We start from the raw sequence: 15,642 nt of genomic DNA, 5'->3' as shown, positions 1-15,642 counted from the left end.
CTCCGCAGCGGGTTTCACGGTTCTTACTTGGAACCGCGGCCGGACCCCGACCTGGTTGTGATCTACTTCACTGTGGCCCTCTCGGATCGGTTTGGCAACAACCTATGAGCCGTTTCCAGGCACGTCGAAAACCAGGCCAGGTTTCACGGGTTCATTCGAGCGGAAGCCGGGGGCCTATGCGAAGGTTCAGGGCACCGTGGCGGAAAGATCTCTCGGCGATTATCCACATCTTCTGAGGAATGGAAGTGCCCGCCGCGGTAGCGTATTCGCTGACAATCAGGGCGGCCTCGCCCTGCGCGTCTGCCGTGTCCGGTCCTAGGACGAGCTCAGCGTGTGAACTCGCGCCGTCGGAAAATACGACCGTCAACCCCAGCGACACGAAGCCCACGCCCGCTTCCGAGCCAGCGGGGGCAATGCGGATTACTGCACCTGGGAACAGATGGCTGTGTGAGGCCGTGGCCGCCCTGACATTCTCGGCAGATTCCGTCATGATGGCCACCTTACGCCCTGATGACAGCCCCGCGGATGCCTTATGGGTGCTCGCCGGAAGGCGTCACGACGTCCTCCAGCATTGACCTGTCGAAGAATCGGACTTCGCCGGTTGCTGCGAAGAACACCGGAACAACTGAGGTGCTCGGGTCCTTTGAGGTTTCGTAGATTTCGGCCCCGCTCCCGTGCTTGCGCGCAATCGTCCCAACGAGGTCAGTGCCGCGAACCCGGACGGTACGAAACTTGTAGCTCATGTGGACCCCTTCGTCAGCTATGGCAAACCCTACTCCCGTTCCCGCGAACCGGGACGCCGCCGCCCGCGGCCGCTGGTTTTGTGGTGCAACAGCTGCCGGAACGTGGCGCCCGGAGGCGGCGGGACCGCCTGCGCGTCATCACCGTGCCGCCGGCGTCGGAGCTCAAGGGCGAGACTCTCCTGGCCACGGGCCATCGCCCACCGGTGGTTGGCAGCGAATGCCGGTTTCAGGAGCCAGCTCAAACGACGCAGCACCGGCTTTTCTGCCCTAACCCGCCAGTCGTAGGTGATCACCGTCTCCGGTCCGTCCTGCTCGAACGTCCAACGGCCTGTTCCGTTCAGGTCACCGGAAGCGGTGAGAGCGAATCCGCGCCTGGTGACGGGCTCGGTGACGGTCAGGGTCCAGCGGAGTGTGTAGGGTAGCCAGCCTTTCGTGTGCAGGCGAACAGGGCTGGGGATGCAGGGACCCAGGCCGCTCTCTGGCGTCCGGCCCTCAGGTTCGACGGCAAGATAGACCGACGGCCACCAACGGGGAAGCGAGCTGGCATCGCCAAGGATGGCCGCGACGTCCTCCGGAGTGCCGGCCACCCGCCAGACCGTCAGGAATTGGTAGTCCGCGCTGCCCATGGCGGCCGCCAGGTTACGGCGACGGTTTGACGACCATCGCCGAGCCTCCGCCGCGCCGCACTGGCTCGGCCGCGGCGACCATTCGCCCGTCGGGCAGGAATTCAATGGCGGTCGCCGCACCGATCTCTGCTGCCGATGTGAATGCATCACCCGAGGGGGTGAACGCGTGACCGTACGGCGTCAGCTCGCTTCCGTAGACCTCGATAAACCCAGGCTCTGCCGTCACGTTGGCTGTGTTCCGCTGCGATGCGCGCGGCGCCGCAACAGCATCGGAGATGTTCATTCCCAGGTCCACGCGGTTCACGATGGTCTGCAGGACGGTGGTGATGATCGTCGATCCGCCGGGCGAGCCGAGGGCGAGGTACGGATCACCGTCCTTCAGGATGATGGTCGGCGACATCGAGGAGCGCGGGCGCTTTCCCGGCTGGATCCGGTTCGGATCGTTCTCGTCATACACGGTGGAGAAGTCGGTCAGCTCGTTGTTGAGCAGGAATCCGCGGCCGGGGACGACGATGCCGGAGCCACCGGTCTGCTCGATGGTGAGCGTGTACTCCACCACGTTTCCCCACCTGTCCGCGACCGTCAGGTTCGTGGTCGAAATGTTCTCGGTGTCCTTCTCATCGGCGGGCGCCGCGGCGGCCGCCGGGCACGCGCCGTCGTACGAGGAGACATCCCCCGGCCCGACGGGCTTCTTCGCGGCCCCGGCCGGGTTGATCTGGCACGCGCGTTCCTTGCCGAACAGCGGATCGGTGAGTTCCTCGGTGGGGACGTCGACAAACGCCGGGTCGCCTACGTACTTGGCACGGTCGGCGAAGGCGAGTGCGCTCGCCTCAAGGTAGTGGTGCAGGGCGGCCGGCTTGGCCATTTCGGAAAGATTGGACGTATCCAGGATGTTCAGCGCCTCGCCGACGGTGGTTCCCCCGCTGCTCGACGGCGCCATGCCGTAAACGTCCAGGCCGCGGTATTCGACGTGCGTGGGTGCCTGGTCCAGGGCGCGGTAGGTGGCTAGGTCCTTCGTCTCCATGTATCCGACAGGGACGGGCAACGTCGTTCCGGCCGCCTTGGGCGGGGCCTTCACGGTGGCCACGATCTCTTCCGCCAGCGGGCCGCCGTAGAAGCCGTCCGTACCCTTGTCCGCGAGGAGCTCGTACGTCGCGGCGAGGTCGGGGTTTTTCAAGACGCTGCCGACGGCGGGTGCGTCGCCGCCCGGGAGGAAGAGGCTGCTTGTCGAGGTGAACGCCGCAAAGCGGTCCTTGTTGTCCAGGGTCTGCTGACGGAACGTTTCGTCAACCAGGAAGCCCCGGCTCGCAACGTCGATGGCCGGTTCCAGGGCATCGTCCAGGTCCAAGGTGCCCCAGCGCTTGAGCGCACGATCCCAGGTGGCCGGTGTGCCGGGAACGCCGACCGAGACGCCGCTCGTGACGAGCTCCGGCGTAAAGCGGTAGGGCTGGCTGGTGGCGGGGTCGATGAAGGCGTCGTTCGGCATGGCCGCCGGGGCGGTTTCACGGCCGTCGATGGTGCCGACCCTGCCGTTCCTTGCGTTGTAGAAGACGAAGTAGCCCCCGCCGCCGATCCCGGCGCTGTACGGCTCGGTTACGCCCAGGGTCGCGGCTGCGGCGACGGCGGCGTCCGCCGCGTTGCCGCCGTCGCGGAGGATCTCGATTGCGGCGGCGGATGCCTCCGGGTCCACGGTGCTCACCGCGCCGCCGTACCCGGTGGCGGTTGCGGTCTTCTTGATCTCGGGCGGAACGACGTCCCCCGGATCGGCGAACGCCGGACCGGCGACCGCGCCGCCCGTCACGCTCATGGCCAGAGCCGCCGTGAGGGCGGCAATTCGACTTCTCACATTAGGCATGGTCGCTCCCGAGTCAGGGTGATGCGAGCTGGAGGGGTGATGGTCACGTTACTCCGCGGCAGTGCGACCTTCAACACTTTCCCGAAGGCCTGGGTCAGCGGGGCAGGAGCCGCTTCGCATCGGTGCCCTGATGGGATCGCTGGCCTTCCGCCGGAAAGATTCCGGCCAGGAGCCGGTCCGATTCGGACTGGCCTGCGAGGCTGAAAGAACCGCCTGTGACCAGCAACTCGTCGGCAGCGGACGCTGTGAACAGGCGTTCCAGCTGGAACCGGACTTCGGCGGCCGTACCGTATACCGAGTCGGACAGACTGCTTTCAACAGCTTCCGACTCCCGCGTGGTCAGTCCCGTCCATTCCGCCGGACCCACCGGACCCAGCGGAGCGAATTCGCCTGTTGTCCTGGAACGGGCAAGCGCAACGGCTTCGGGCAGGAGCAGCTCCCTTGCGGCCTGGCGGCTGGGGCCTACGGCCACATTGGCGGAAATCATGACGAACGGCCTGCCGAACCATCGTGACGGACGGAACAGGGCACGGTACCGTTCCAGGGCCGGTAGTTTCCCGCTCGGATCCGGTCGAAAGACGGCGGGGCCTCCCAGCACCACACCCAGGCCGGCCCGGGCTGCAATGTCGACTCCCGGACCATTCGCGAGCACGAACACGGGCGTCGCCGAATCGTTCTGTGGCCGTGCAGTGATGGGCGCTGTTCCGGAGAGGTAGTCCAGGAGCTGGCCCAGGTCGTTTTCGAACAGCTCAGCCTCCGGTTTTCCGGCGCACAGCGCGCTCCGGACTGCCGGTGTGAACCCCACTGACCGGCCGACACCCAGGTCGATTCGCCCGGGGTGAAGGGCCTCCAAGGTCGCCGCCTGCTCTGCCACCACAAGGGGTTGGTGGTTGGGGAGCATGATCCCGCCCGAACCGACGCGGATGGAGCTGGTCCGCCCGGCAATGGCGGCCATCAGCACCGCCGGAGCGGAGCCGGCAATGCCCGGGACCGCGTGGTGTTCTGCCACCCAGAAGCGGTGGTAGCCCAGTTCCTCAGCCCGTTGGGCGCGCTCCAGGACCCGGTTCAGGGTTTCTGCGGCAGCAAGCCCGTCCAGGGAGTTGGCGCGGTCAAGAAGGGAGATCCGGGGAAGGGGCATACTGCTGGAACCACCCTGCCCGGGAAGGAATTCCCTTTGCCGCGGGGCGCCGCGTCGAGTGCGTTCAGGCAACGCGGGCTCCGTCATCGACGACGGGGTTACACAGCCTGCACTGCAGGATCTGCTTACAATCAAAGCTCCAGCATCTACCAAGGGAACCATGAAGAAACTCACCACGGCCCTGCTCGCCGCCGGCCTCATCCTCTCCGCGTCCGCGTGCTCGGCGCCGGCGAAACTGACCACCGAACAAACCTGCGACCGGATCAAGATCGTTGTGTCCAACCCCAGCGCCAGCGCCGGCAAGACCGGAATGAACATCCTCGCCAACCGGCTACGCCCGGTCATCAGTGGCGCCTCGGACGAGCTGAAGCCCTCCGTGGAAGCAATCGTGGCGTGGGCCGACGAGTCCGCGAAGGAGAGCCCCGACGAAGAGAAGCTCGCCACGCTGACAGCTGACTACCAGGAGGCCGGCACTACGTTCGGGCAGCTCTGCAACTAGTCGCAGGGCTCGCTAAGAGTCGGCACTACGGCGGCGGGGATTCCGCGCTCGCCGTGCCGGCCGCGGCGCTGGCGAGGTCGGCCGGGGGGCCCTGCCTGCGGCTCGCCAGCAGGAACGGCACGGCGATCAGCTGAATCACGCCGCCGATCGCCAGCGAGGCCGGGTAGCCGTAGACATCGGCCGCCCGGCCGAGCAGCGGCTGGACCACCACGCCGCCGCCTGATCCAATCAGCGAGTCGAAGCTAAGGACTGTTGCCCGCTGCTTCGAGGCAATCATGTCGTTCAGGTAGGCCTGCCGCACCGGGCCGCCCGCTGCGTCGACGAGCGCCCAGAGCGCCAGCAGCGCCAGCGCCGCCCAGAACACGCGGGTGAACCCGAGCACCACGAGGATAAGCGCGCTCACGCCGCCACTCAGAATCAGCACTGTGGTGCGTTTGCGGACGAGCCGCCGGATGCGGGGCGCCACCCACCCGCCGAGCACTTCGGCTCCGGCTACGATGGCGGCCGCCAGACCCGCCACGGAATACGCACGCGGGTCTCCGAACAGCTCGAGCAGGTACGGCTGCAGGGCGTAAAACACATAAATCCCGACGCCGGCGCTGAACGGCGCGGCAAGCATCACGTAACGCACCGGCGGATTTTTCAAACCGTTCTCAATCGAGGCAGACAGAACGGCACGTGTCGCCCGAAGTGGGTGGGTGGAGCGTTCCGGCGTGAACCCGACGTCGTGCATGAGCCAAAAGGCAACGCCAAACATGGCCAGGAGCACACCGACCCGCAGCAGGAACGGCACGCCGAGGTCGGTGACCTGTGCTATCACACCGCCCGCCACCGACCCGGCGAGCATAGCGACGCCCGACACCATCACGCCGCGCCCGAGCACCGCCTCCAGGCCGCCTTCATAGCCTGAGAACCGCAGGGCATCCACGAGCCAGGCCTCGACCGCACCGGAGAAAAACGTGAATCCCAGTCCGAGCAAAACCGAGACCACGGCCCACGACCAGAACGGGGCCGAAAGCTGCCAGAGCAAGTAGTAAAGGTAGGTCGATCCGGCCAGGGTCACCGTGCCGAGCAGGAATGAAACGCGGCGCCCCCAGCCGTCGGCCACTACTCCGGTGGGCACCTCGAACAGCACCATGCCGGCAGTGAAGAAGGCGTTCGCGGCGAAGGCTTCAAGGTTGCTGAGTCCGGCATCGAGGAGGAAGAGGGTGTTAATCCCCCAGATGAAGGAGGCGGCAAGGGTATTCCCCAGCGTCAACGTGAGGTAGATACGCTGAATCTTTCGGGCGTCGGCGTTCATCGCGTCGGCGTCCCCGCCATTAGGGAGAGGGGGAAGCACGAGCCCATTCTCGTCCCGTTAGCCCCCGCGCACCAGAGCGGACGCGGTCGGCTGCTTGTGCGCGGGCCCCGTGCGGGACTTGTGTGGACTTTCGGCGGAGATTAGGCGAGGCGGCTCCGGACGAGCTCGCTGACGGTCTTGCCGTCGAAGCGTCCGGCGACCTTGGCGGTGACCGGCTTCATGACCGCGCCCATCTGGCGCATCGACGGCTCCTGGCCGTCGGCCTTCAGCGCTGCGATGGTCTCGTCGACGATGGTTTCGACCTCATCGCGTGTCAGGGCTCTGGGCAGGTAGGCCTCAATGACCTCGGCTTCGGCGATTTCGGCGGCAGCCCGGTCCGGCTCACCGGCTTCGGTGTAGATTTTTGCGGTGTCGCGGCGCTTGGCTGCTTCCTTCTGGAGCAGGGCCGTCACCTGGGCGTCGTCCAGTTCCACCGGGGTCTTGCCGGACTTCTCACGTGTTTCGATCTCGCCAAGGACGTTGCGCACCGTGGTGAGAGCAACCTTGTTCCGGTCCTTCATATGGGTCACGACGTCGCCGTGGAGGCGTTCTTTGAGGGTGGTCATGGTGTTCTCGTTTCGTTTGGCTTTGTTTCCATTGTCCCCGATCGCTGCTACGACGCGACGTTCGACAGCACGGCCCGGCCAGATAGGACAGATCGCCAAGCGAGTTTGACCTTATGTCATTACAAAGTGTAGACTGTGGCGTTAGAGCGCTCTAACGTTGTTGGCACGTGACTGGCGCACTCGCCGGAAATCCCCTACCAACGGTCCAGACGTTCGGGCCAAACGATCCGAGGAAGTCAACAATGTCGTTGCACGCAGCACGCCCAACAGCACCGGGCTCCAAACATCGCGGGTATCTCACCCGCCTTACCGTCATCTCCACTCTGGGTGGCCTTCTGTTCGGCTACGACACAGGAGTGATCTCCGGTGCGTTGCTCTATATGCAGGACTCGCTCAACATGAGCCCCGTTGAAGAGGCCACCGTAGTCAGCGCCCTGCTGTTCCCGGGGGCGGCGGTCGGTGCGCTCAGCGGCGGCCGGCTGGCAGACTCACTCGGCCGGCGCGGCACGCTCCTCGTTTGCGCACTGCTCTTCCTGGTCGGCGCCCTGGGCTGTGCGATGGCCCCGACGGTCGGCTTCATGGTGGTGGCCCGCGTCATCCTGGGCCTCGGCGTCGGCGCCGCTGCCGTAACCTGCCCCCTCTACCTGGCCGAAATGGCACCCGCCCACCTGCGCGGCCGAATGGTCACCATCAACGAACTCATGATCGTGACCGGCCAGATGCTCGCCTTTGTTATCAACGCCCTGCTTGACGCGCTCATCCACGACCCGCAGGTCTGGCGACTCATGCTGGGCGTGGCATCCATCCCCGCCATCGCACTGCTGATCGGAATGCTCGTCCTACCCGAATCGCCCCGCTGGTTCGCGCTCCGGGACCGTTTTGCTGACAGCCGCCGCATCCTCGACCTCAGCCGCAGCCCGGAGGAAGCCGATTTCGAATACAAGGAAATCGTCGAATCCGCCACCACCGCGCGGAATGAACGATCCCATGCGTGGCGCGACCTGAAGAACAACCCGTGGATGCGCAAGCTCCTCTGGATCGGCATCGGGCTCGCCGTTGTCCAGCAGGCAACGGGCATCAACACAGTGAACTACTACGCACCCTCGATCCTGGAGCGCAGCGGACTTGGCGTCAGCGCGTCACTGGTGGCCACTGTCGCTGTAGGCGTGACATCGGTGCTGATGACTGTCCTGGGCATCTACTTGCTCGGCTTCATCGGCCGGCGCCGCATGCTGGTCATCGGATTCTCCGGTGTCGTTGCCTCCCAAACCATCCTCACCGTGGTCTTCACGCTGCCGCAGTCGGACTTCGTCAGCTACACCATCCTTGCCGCCATGATGCTGTTCGTCGCTTTCGTCCAGTGCTTCATCGGCACCTGCGTCTGGCTGCTTCTTTCAGAGATCTTCCCGATGGCAATCCGCGGCTTCGCCATGGGGATCGCCGTCTTTGCCCTCTGGACCGTGAACGCCGCCATCTCCTTCCTCTTCCCGATCCTCGTGGTCGCCCTGGGCTCCACCGGAACCTTCGCGGTCTTCGTCCTGGTGAACGTCGCTTCCCTGGTCTTCGTGTCCAAATTTGTCCCCGAAACGAAGGGACATTCACTGGAAGAACTGGAGGTACACTTCCGCACAGGCAGCCTGCCAGTCATCGCCCCGCCGACGTCGTCAGGCGAGAAGGCGTCAGCCCAGTGACGGTCGGCGTCCCGACGGCCAGGCCACTATGACGATCGCGGGCGGGGCGGCAGGCTGCCGCTCCGCCCGCGATACGCTTGCTGGCAGGAAAGGGACGACTTGCCGGAGAGCGAACTGAAACAACAGGATGCAGCCAAACGCGCCACCATTTACGACGTCGCGCGGGTAGCCGGCGTCTCCCGCGCCCTCGTTTCGCTTGTCCTGCGCGGCTCCCCCAAGGTCAGCACGGAGAAAAGGCAGGCTGTTGCCGAGGCCATGGCATCCCTCGATTACCGGCCAAGCAACGCTGCCCGTTGGCTGGCCAGCGGCCGCACGCGGATCATAGGTGTTCTGCTCGAGGACCTGGCCAACCCCTGGTTCGTGGAACTGCTCGACGGGCTCCAGAGCGTACTGGGTGAGCAAAACCTGCGCATGGTCCTCAGTGACCCGAAATACCTCGCCCGGCCTGGGGAAAGCCCCTTGTCGCCGTTCATGGAACTCCGTGTGGACGGGCTCATCATCGCCGGCGATATCCAGCCCGACAAAGACCTCATGCTGGCAGCCGCTCAAACTCCGACCGTCGTTGTCGGTGCCCGCGCCTTCCAGCTACCCTCGGCGGATCTCGTCACCAACGACGACGTCGCCGGAGCACGCATGGCCGTCGAACACCTGATCAGCCTCGGCCACCACGACATCACATTCCTCACGGCCCCTACCGGGTCGGCCGCGCTGAGGGAAAGCTCCTATCAGGACACGATGGCCCGTCACGGCCTCCAGGGTCTCATCCGCGTGGTGCAGACCGACCTGAGTGAACATTCCGGCTTCGAGGCGATGAACAGCCTCATCGAATCCGGAAGGCCTCCCACCGCAGTGCTCGCCGCGAACGACGTCCTCGCCGTCGGGGCCCTCTCGGCCGCCGACGATCATGGCATGAGCGTGCCGTCGCAACTCTCCCTTGTCGGATACGACAACACCTATTTGGCAGGAATCCGGCACCTTTCACTGACCAGCGTGGACCCCGTAAGCCGTGACGTGGGCATCCGCGCCGCCCAACTGCTCCTCGAACGCATCGCCGACCCCTCCCTGCCGCAACGCACGGACGTCCTGACCCCGGAACTGGTCATCCGTAACAGCACCGCGCCAGCCTCGAGCGGCTGACGCACCAAGGCCCCGCCTGCGTGCTTGTTGACGCATCAGGCGGGACCTTGGCCGGGAGATCATTCGTGAGCCCAATCCCTGGACTGGCTATGGGATGGCAGCGGGGCCGGGATGGTGCATTCCGGGGACGCCCGAGCACATGAAATCGGTGCGTTCATAGCCGACACAGGACTGTCCGACGTCGACGACATCACCAGGATCCAGACAAGCGATGCCGAACAGCAAACCGACTATCTGGACACCCTGCGGGCATACCCGGCTTCGAACGGAAGCATCTCCGCGATGGCGGAACGCCTGCATGTGCACAACAACACCGTGCGCTACCGGGTCTCACGGCTGGCCAAGGACTTCAACCTTGATCTGGACGCCCCGCAAAAGCGGCTCTGGCTCTGGCTGCGCCTCATGACGATGGATCTCGCAGGTCAAGCGCGTCGAGGAGCCGCCTGACCGAGCCGCCGAGGTTCCACTCGGTGGCGAGACTTTCCAGTTCGGCGCGCGACTCGCCGACCACAGGGCGCAGCTGCGCGCCCGCCTCCTCGAGGGTCGGCACCTCGAGGTCACGCACCACCCTGACAACGGTGGGTGCGACTTCGAGGTAGTCGGCGGCCGCGGCCAGCTTGGACCTCACAGAGGCGGACACCCCGGCTGCCCCGTCAGCGGCCGCCGCAAGCAGCCCGTCGAGGGTGCCGTGCTCGGCGAGCAGCGATGCGGCGGTCTTCTCGCCGATTCCGGCGACGCCCGGCAGCCCGTCAGACGCATCGCCGCGGAGGGTCGCGTAGTCGGCATACTGTTCAGGCAGCACACGGTACTTGCCGACCACTACGACGTCGGTCAGGACTTCGAGGTTCCTCATCCCGCGTGCGGTGTAGATCACCCGCACCTGACGGTCGTCGCTGACGAGCTGGAAGAGATCACGGTCGCCCGTCACCACGTCAACGGGAAGCCCGGCGTGGCTGGCGTAGGTGCCGATGACGTCGTCGGCCTCATGATCTGCGACCCCTACAACGGCGATGCCGGCGAGGTCGAGCACACGCCGGATCATCGGAATCTGCGCCTCGAGCGCGTCCGGCACGACTTCCACATCCGCGGCGCCGGCCACGATCTGGGCCACCCGATGCGACTTGTAGCTCGGGAGGAGGTCCACCCGCCACTGCGGCCGCCAATTGTCGTCCCAGCACGCAACGAGATGCGTCGTATCGTAGTCGGTTGTGAGCCGCGCAATCATGTCGAGCAGGCCGCGGACGGCGTTCACCGGCGTTCCGTCGGCGCGGCGGATCGTGTCGGGCACGCCATAGAAGGCTCGAAAGTACAGCGACGCGGTATCGAGAAGCATCAGACGATGGACCATAACTGATCCTGACACGGCCGCGTGGCATCGAGAAGGATCTCAACGTTTATGTTCAGCATGACTGCTTGTCCGGCACCGGTGAGGGCTGGACTCCCGGCCCCTGTTGCGGCCCAAAGCCCGTGGTTAGACTTGAAGCGCGCCGAAGGGATGCCTCTCAGCTGAAGGAGATCTTCATGGGCAAGCTCACCGTTACAGCCTTTACCACTCTCGATAACGTCGCCGAGGAGCCCCACCTTTGGTCAGGCCCGTTCTTCAGCGACGCCACCGGCGCGTTCAACGACGAAGTGCTGGCCGAGGCCGACTCGATGCTGCTCGGCCGGATCACCTACGACGGATTCGCCTCCGCCTGGCCGTCGCGATCGGGCGACTTCACCGCCGACAAGTTCAATGCCATGCCCAAGTACGTCGTGTCGACCACGCTGGAACACGCGGACTGGAACAACAGCACGATCATCGCCGACGACGTACCGGGCCGGGTCCGAGCCCTTCGCGAACGGGAGAACGTGATCGTGTGGGGAAGCCCGACGCTCGTCAGGATGCTCATGGCTGAGAACCTGGTCGACGAGTACGTGCTGCTAATCTCCCCCATCGTGCTCGGGCAGGGCAAAAAGACGTTACCGGAGGACGGAAACCGGCACACGCTGCGGATCGTCGAACAGCGGCTTCTCGACGGCGGAATGCTGGCGCTGCGGATGAAACCCGCAGCGGCCTGAGCAGCTTCGACGGCGGGTCAGGCGCGGCTCCACGTCGCCGCCACACCGCCGCTCATCTCTTGCGGATCCGGGGGCGTCAGGCAGAATGTGCTTCATGGGGCGTTGGAGCGAGGAGAGGGTGACCGGCGCCGCGCCCGACGCACCTTCCCTGGCAGCCGCCCGAAAGCTGGCACGTCCGGGTCCCTGGTCCGAAACAGGCAGCAACGACGTCCTGGTCTGGGGCAAGTGCCAGGGCAGCGGAAAGTCGCCCTATCAGGTGAGCGTGGACATTGCCGCCCCCGCGTACCGGTGCTCATGCCCGAGCCGGAAGTTCCCGTGCAAACATGCCCTGGCGCTGCTTCTTCTGTGGTCCCGGGGCGAAATGGCCGACGGCGGCTCGGTTACCGCCGACTTCGCAGAGGAATGGGCAGCCCAGCGGGCGGATCGGGCCGCGGCCAGGGAGCACCGCCAGTCGGCGCAGCAGACGGATCCTGCCGCACAGGCCAAGCGGCTGGCCGACAGGCTGACGCTGATGGATGCGGGGATCGCCGACTTCGCCCGCTGGCTGACGGATCTTGTCCGGACCGGCCTTGCGTCCGCCCACAACCAGCCGTATTCCTGGTGGGATGGTGTGGCAGGGCGCCTGGTCGACGCCCAGCTCCCGGGTCTGGCCGAGCAGGTGCGGGCCATGGGGTCGGATGTCCATGCCCGGGCCGATTGGGCGGACCACCTGCTCCTGCGGACCGGCCGCTGGTGGGCAATGACCAAAGCCTGGAACAAACGGGACGAGCTGACCCCCGCAGAGTTTGCCGACCTCCGGGTGGCAGTAGGGTGGGCAATGGCGTCAGCCGAGGTCCAGTCGTCTGAGGCGTTCCCCGGTCCGTGGCTGGTGCTCGGTGCCCACCGCAGCGATGACGGTCGGCTCCAGCAGCAACGTACCTGGCTTCGCGGACCTGACGGAACGGTGGTGCTCGTGCTCGATTTTGCTGCCCAAGGTGAAGCACTCGCAACACCCCAGCTCGCGGGCGCCCTGTTGGACGTCACTGTTGCACGGTATCCCGGCTCCGAACCGCAGCGGGCGATGTTTACCGGCTCGTTGTCCCCGCGGGGACTGGTGGATAGCCTCGGCGAAGGTTGCAGCATTGCCGAAGCGTTGGACATGGAATCTGCTGCGGTCGCGCTGTCGCCGTGGCGTGACCGCCACCCGGTGCTGTTGGCCGGCGTCCGCGTCTGTCCGGCTGGCCCTGGCTGGCTGCGGGACGGCTCCGGCGACTCCCTCCCCCTGGTCGGCGCGTCCTTGGACTCCCTGCTGGCACTTACCGGCAGCCATCCGGTCCACATGTTTGGAGAACTGGAGGAGGGGCGCGTGCGGCCGCTGTCCGTCGTCGTCCATGGGGCTGTGGTGACGCCATGACCTGGCTGGCAGACCTCCGCAGTTCAGCGCTCGTCGGCACGGGGCGGCACCCGGCGCCGGCTCCAGCCCCGGAGTTGGACTTCCGCCCGCGCGATGGCCTGTCGCGCGAGGAGTTGCTGCTCGACCAGGCGGCATTGGCCGATGTCGTCACCCGCGCTGCCCGCCGCCCCAGCGTGGCGGACACTGCAACGTTTCCGGATCCGGCACCCCCGGATGACGCCCCGCAGGCCTCCGCTGAAGCCGTGCGGCTGTTGGACCTGTTACTCAGCCAGCCTCCGGTTGGACCGGAACTGCGGACGCAGCTGGTGGCAGACTGGCTGCAGTTTGCGGCTGCTTCCGGTCAGCGGGTTCCGCACCGCCTGCTCCCTGGACTGCTTGCCCTGGCTGACGCAAAGCCGGCCGTGGCGGAGCACCTGCATCCGGCGATCGGAACCCGGGGCCGCTGGCTTCAGGGCGTCAGGCAACACGGTTCCGGGCCGGCAGGGCCACAGGTGCCCGCTCCACAGGGTTCCGGTGGGGGCACCGCGGCAACGGTCGACTGGGCAGAGCTCAGGACGGCTGACGCCACAGCGGAACTGGAACGGCTCCGGCGCAGCGACCCGGGCGCCGCACGCGACCGGCTGCACGCGCACTGGAACACGCTCAGCGCCAAGGAACGCGCCGCCCATCTGGCCGCCTTCGCCATCAACCTCGGACCCGCCGACGAAGACCTGCTGGAAAATGCGCTGGACGATAAAGCAAAGACCGTGCGGGACGTCGCCGCCGACCTGCTGGACAGGCTCCCCGGGAGCGCACGCGCCGACCGCATGGCTGCCCGGCTCAAGCCTCTGCTGCGCGTGAAAGGCATACTGCGGAAGCAGTTCGAGATCGACCTGCCACCCGATCCGGACTCCACTGCCCTGCGCGACGGGCTCGCCCCTGTCCCTCGCAGTGGGGAACCTGACCGGCTGGGACGGCTGGACACGATCATCCGCGCGGCCCCGCTCGACGTTTGGACGGAGGCGGCCAACCGCAGCAAGGCCGCAACACTGGCAATGCTTGACGGCGAACCGCGCGTGATCGACACGATAGTCTCCACCGCGGCCCTCCGCGCCGACGCTGAGTGGGTACGCGCGCTGCTCGATATGCGCACAGACGCGCGGCTGCTGGGCTGCCTGCCCGCAGCCGAACAGGAGGACGCGCTCCTGCGCCACATCCGCAGCGGCACTGCGCAGCCGCTGGTGCTGGTCCCCTTGCTGCGGGGGCTGCCGAGGCCATGGGGCGTGTCCTTGGCCGCCGCAGTCCTGGAGCTGCTCGCCGGAAAGAACGGCGGCCAGCTGGCGACAATGCTGACCGGGTTCCTGCCGATGGCGCTGCCGCCCGACACGGCAGACCAGTGCCGCCGCTTGCTGCAACGTTCCGACGACGACGCCCCCCGGCGTCGCGTGTTTCGTGACGTCGTGCAATACCAATCATTCCGACAATCGCTGACGGAGGCTTTCCAATGACCGATGCCCAGACTGCTGCCCCGGAAATTCTCCGCGCCCATGCGGAAACCGCCTACGCCGACGAACTCCAGGCCCTGGCCGCCGTCGACGATCGTCCCCGGCCGCCCAGCTGGCGGCTGTCCCCCTGGGCAGTGGCCACCTACATCCTTGGCGGTACGCTGCCCGACGGTACACAGGTCAGCCCGAAATACCTGGGATCGACCCGGCTGGTGGAAATCGCCGTGGCGTCCCTTGCCACTGACCGTGGCCTGCTGCTGCTCGGGGTGCCGGGGACGGCCAAGACCTGGCTCGGCGAGCACCTGGCGGCGGCCATCTCGGGCACTTCCACGTTGGTGGTGCAGGGCACCGCAGGCACGCCGGAGGAGGCGTTGCGTTACGGCTGGAATTACGCAAGGCTGCTGGCCGACGGCCCGTCCCGGGCGGCTCTTGTGGCCGGGCCGGTGATGCGGGCCATGGAGTCCGGCAGCCTGGTGCGGGTGGAAGAACTCACCCGGATCCCGTCCGACGTGCAGGATTCCCTCATCACGATCATGAGCGAGAAGACCCTGCCCATCCCCGAACTCAACGCAGAGGTTCAGGCGATCAAGGGATTCAACGTCATTGCCACAGCGAATAACCGCGACAAGGGCGTCAACGACCTGTCGTCGGCGCTGCGGCGCCGGTTCAACACCGTGGTGTTGCCGCTGCCTGACAGCCTGGACCAGGAGGTCGAGATTGTCACCACCCGCGTACGCAGCCTTGGCGCGGCTCTCGAGCTTCCGGCCGATCTTGCGGCGCTGTCGGAGATCCGCCGGGTGGTCACGGTGATGCGGGAACTGCGCGCCGGCGTGACGCAGGATCAGCGCACCACCCTCAAATCGCCGTCCGCAACCCTGTCCACCGCAGAAGCGATCTCGGTCATGACGAATGGCCTGTCTTTGGCAGCCCACTTCGGTGACGGCAGCGTCCGCGCCGAGGACGTGGCGGCCAGCCTGGTCGGCGCGGTGGTCAAGGATCCCGTCCAGGACCGCGTGATTTGGCAGGAGTACCTGGAAACCGTGGTCCGCAACCGGCCCGAGTGGAAGGACCTCTACCGGGCCTGCCGCGACTTCGAGACCTCGAACTGAT

The 15,642-nt window shown here is 66.3% G+C and carries 16 protein-coding genes; 8 read left to right on the top strand and 8 right to left on the bottom strand.

Translation table 11 applies throughout. The features are described from left to right. Window positions 1–151: 151 nt before the first annotated feature. The 5 genes from J2S97_RS04270 to J2S97_RS04250 form a co-directional block, all read right to left on the bottom strand. Window positions 152–490 (bottom strand): hypothetical protein, encoded by a 339-nt coding sequence (locus J2S97_RS04270; protein ID WP_307046926.1) that lies wholly within the window; start codon window positions 488–490, stop codon window positions 152–154. Window positions 491–530: 40 nt separating this feature from the next. Further along, entirely contained in the window at window positions 531–743 is a 213-nt protein-coding gene (locus J2S97_RS04265) for a hypothetical protein (protein WP_307046924.1), read from the bottom strand. Between the two features lie 29 nt (window positions 744–772). Then, window positions 773–1,369 (bottom strand): SRPBCC family protein, encoded by a 597-nt coding sequence (locus J2S97_RS04260; RefSeq protein WP_307046922.1) that lies wholly within the window; start codon window positions 1,367–1,369, stop codon window positions 773–775. Window positions 1,370–1,382: 13 nt separating this feature from the next. Beyond that, window positions 1,383–3,224: a gamma-glutamyltransferase gene (gene ggt, locus J2S97_RS04255; protein ID WP_307046921.1), complete on the bottom strand. Its 1,842-nt coding sequence runs from the start codon at window positions 3,222–3,224 to the stop codon at window positions 1,383–1,385. Between the two features lie 94 nt (window positions 3,225–3,318). Further along, a complete protein-coding gene (locus J2S97_RS04250; RefSeq protein ID WP_307046920.1) occupies window positions 3,319–4,362 on the bottom strand; it encodes an MsnO8 family LLM class oxidoreductase in 1,044 nt (347 codons plus the stop codon). Window positions 4,363–4,522: 160 nt separating this feature from the next. Here J2S97_RS04250 and J2S97_RS04245 point away from each other — a divergent pair, with 160 nt between their 5' ends. Next, complete coding sequence (locus tag J2S97_RS04245) at window positions 4,523–4,861, top strand: hypothetical protein (RefSeq protein WP_307046919.1); 339 nt, start codon at window positions 4,523–4,525, stop codon at window positions 4,859–4,861. Between the two features lie 25 nt (window positions 4,862–4,886). On the opposite strand, the gene J2S97_RS04240 is transcribed toward J2S97_RS04245, so the two are convergent. Next, on the bottom strand, window positions 4,887–6,161 hold the full coding sequence (locus J2S97_RS04240) for an MFS transporter (protein ID WP_307047742.1): 1,275 nt from the start codon (window positions 6,159–6,161) through the stop codon (window positions 4,887–4,889). 140 nt (window positions 6,162–6,301) lie between these two features. Then, complete coding sequence (locus J2S97_RS04235; RefSeq protein ID WP_307046918.1) at window positions 6,302–6,766, bottom strand: GatB/YqeY domain-containing protein; 465 nt, start codon at window positions 6,764–6,766, stop codon at window positions 6,302–6,304. A gap of 242 nt (window positions 6,767–7,008) precedes the next feature. Between J2S97_RS04235 and J2S97_RS04230 the strand changes: the two genes are divergently transcribed. The 3 genes from J2S97_RS04230 (at window position 7,009) to J2S97_RS04220 (ending at window position 10,041) form a co-directional block, all read left to right on the top strand. After that, window positions 7,009–8,457 carry a sugar porter family MFS transporter gene (locus tag J2S97_RS04230; RefSeq protein WP_307046916.1) on the top strand — a complete coding sequence of 483 codons (1,449 nt, stop codon included), beginning with the start codon at window positions 7,009–7,011 and terminating at the stop codon, window positions 8,455–8,457. A 99-nt stretch (window positions 8,458–8,556) separates the two neighbouring features. Next, entirely contained in the window at window positions 8,557–9,594 is a 1,038-nt protein-coding gene (locus tag J2S97_RS04225; protein ID WP_307046913.1) for a LacI family DNA-binding transcriptional regulator, read from the top strand. A gap of 111 nt (window positions 9,595–9,705) precedes the next feature. Then, window positions 9,706–10,041: a helix-turn-helix domain-containing protein gene (locus J2S97_RS04220; RefSeq protein WP_307046909.1), complete on the top strand. Its 336-nt coding sequence runs from the start codon at window positions 9,706–9,708 to the stop codon at window positions 10,039–10,041. On the opposite strand, the gene J2S97_RS04215 is transcribed toward J2S97_RS04220, so the two are convergent. Further along, window positions 9,995–10,942 carry a 5'-3' exonuclease gene (locus J2S97_RS04215; protein WP_307046905.1) on the bottom strand — a complete coding sequence of 316 codons (948 nt, stop codon included), beginning with the start codon at window positions 10,940–10,942 and terminating at the stop codon, window positions 9,995–9,997. The two genes, J2S97_RS04220 and J2S97_RS04215, sit on opposite strands and share 47 nt — an antisense overlap. 173 nt (window positions 10,943–11,115) lie before the next feature. Here J2S97_RS04215 and J2S97_RS04210 point away from each other — a divergent pair, with 173 nt between their 5' ends. From J2S97_RS04210 to J2S97_RS04195, 4 genes are all read left to right on the top strand, one after another. Beyond that, the gene (locus tag J2S97_RS04210) at window positions 11,116–11,655 is read left to right on the top strand and encodes a dihydrofolate reductase family protein (RefSeq protein WP_307046903.1); all 540 of its coding nucleotides are present in this window, start codon (window positions 11,116–11,118) and stop codon (window positions 11,653–11,655) included. Between the two features lie 94 nt (window positions 11,656–11,749). Then, entirely contained in the window at window positions 11,750–13,048 is a 1,299-nt protein-coding gene (locus tag J2S97_RS04205) for an SWIM zinc finger family protein (RefSeq protein ID WP_307046902.1), read from the top strand. Then, window positions 13,045–14,535, top strand: coding sequence for a DUF5691 domain-containing protein (locus tag J2S97_RS04200; protein WP_307046901.1), 1,491 nt, complete (start codon window positions 13,045–13,047; stop codon window positions 14,533–14,535). The genes J2S97_RS04205 and J2S97_RS04200 overlap by 4 nt, the downstream gene beginning before the upstream one ends. Beyond that, the gene (locus tag J2S97_RS04195) at window positions 14,532–15,641 is read left to right on the top strand and encodes an ATP-binding protein (RefSeq protein WP_307046899.1); all 1,110 of its coding nucleotides are present in this window, start codon (window positions 14,532–14,534) and stop codon (window positions 15,639–15,641) included. Before J2S97_RS04200 ends, J2S97_RS04195 begins: the two co-directional genes overlap by 4 nt. Window position 15,642 lies beyond the last annotated feature (1 nt).

The sequence above is a fragment of the Arthrobacter oryzae genome, assembly GCF_030812315.1.
In the GTDB taxonomy this organism is placed as follows: domain Bacteria; phylum Actinomycetota; class Actinomycetes; order Actinomycetales; family Micrococcaceae; genus Arthrobacter; species Arthrobacter oryzae_B.
The sequence above is the reverse complement of the archived record's forward strand: the minus strand, read 5'-3'. Positions and strand labels throughout refer to the sequence as shown.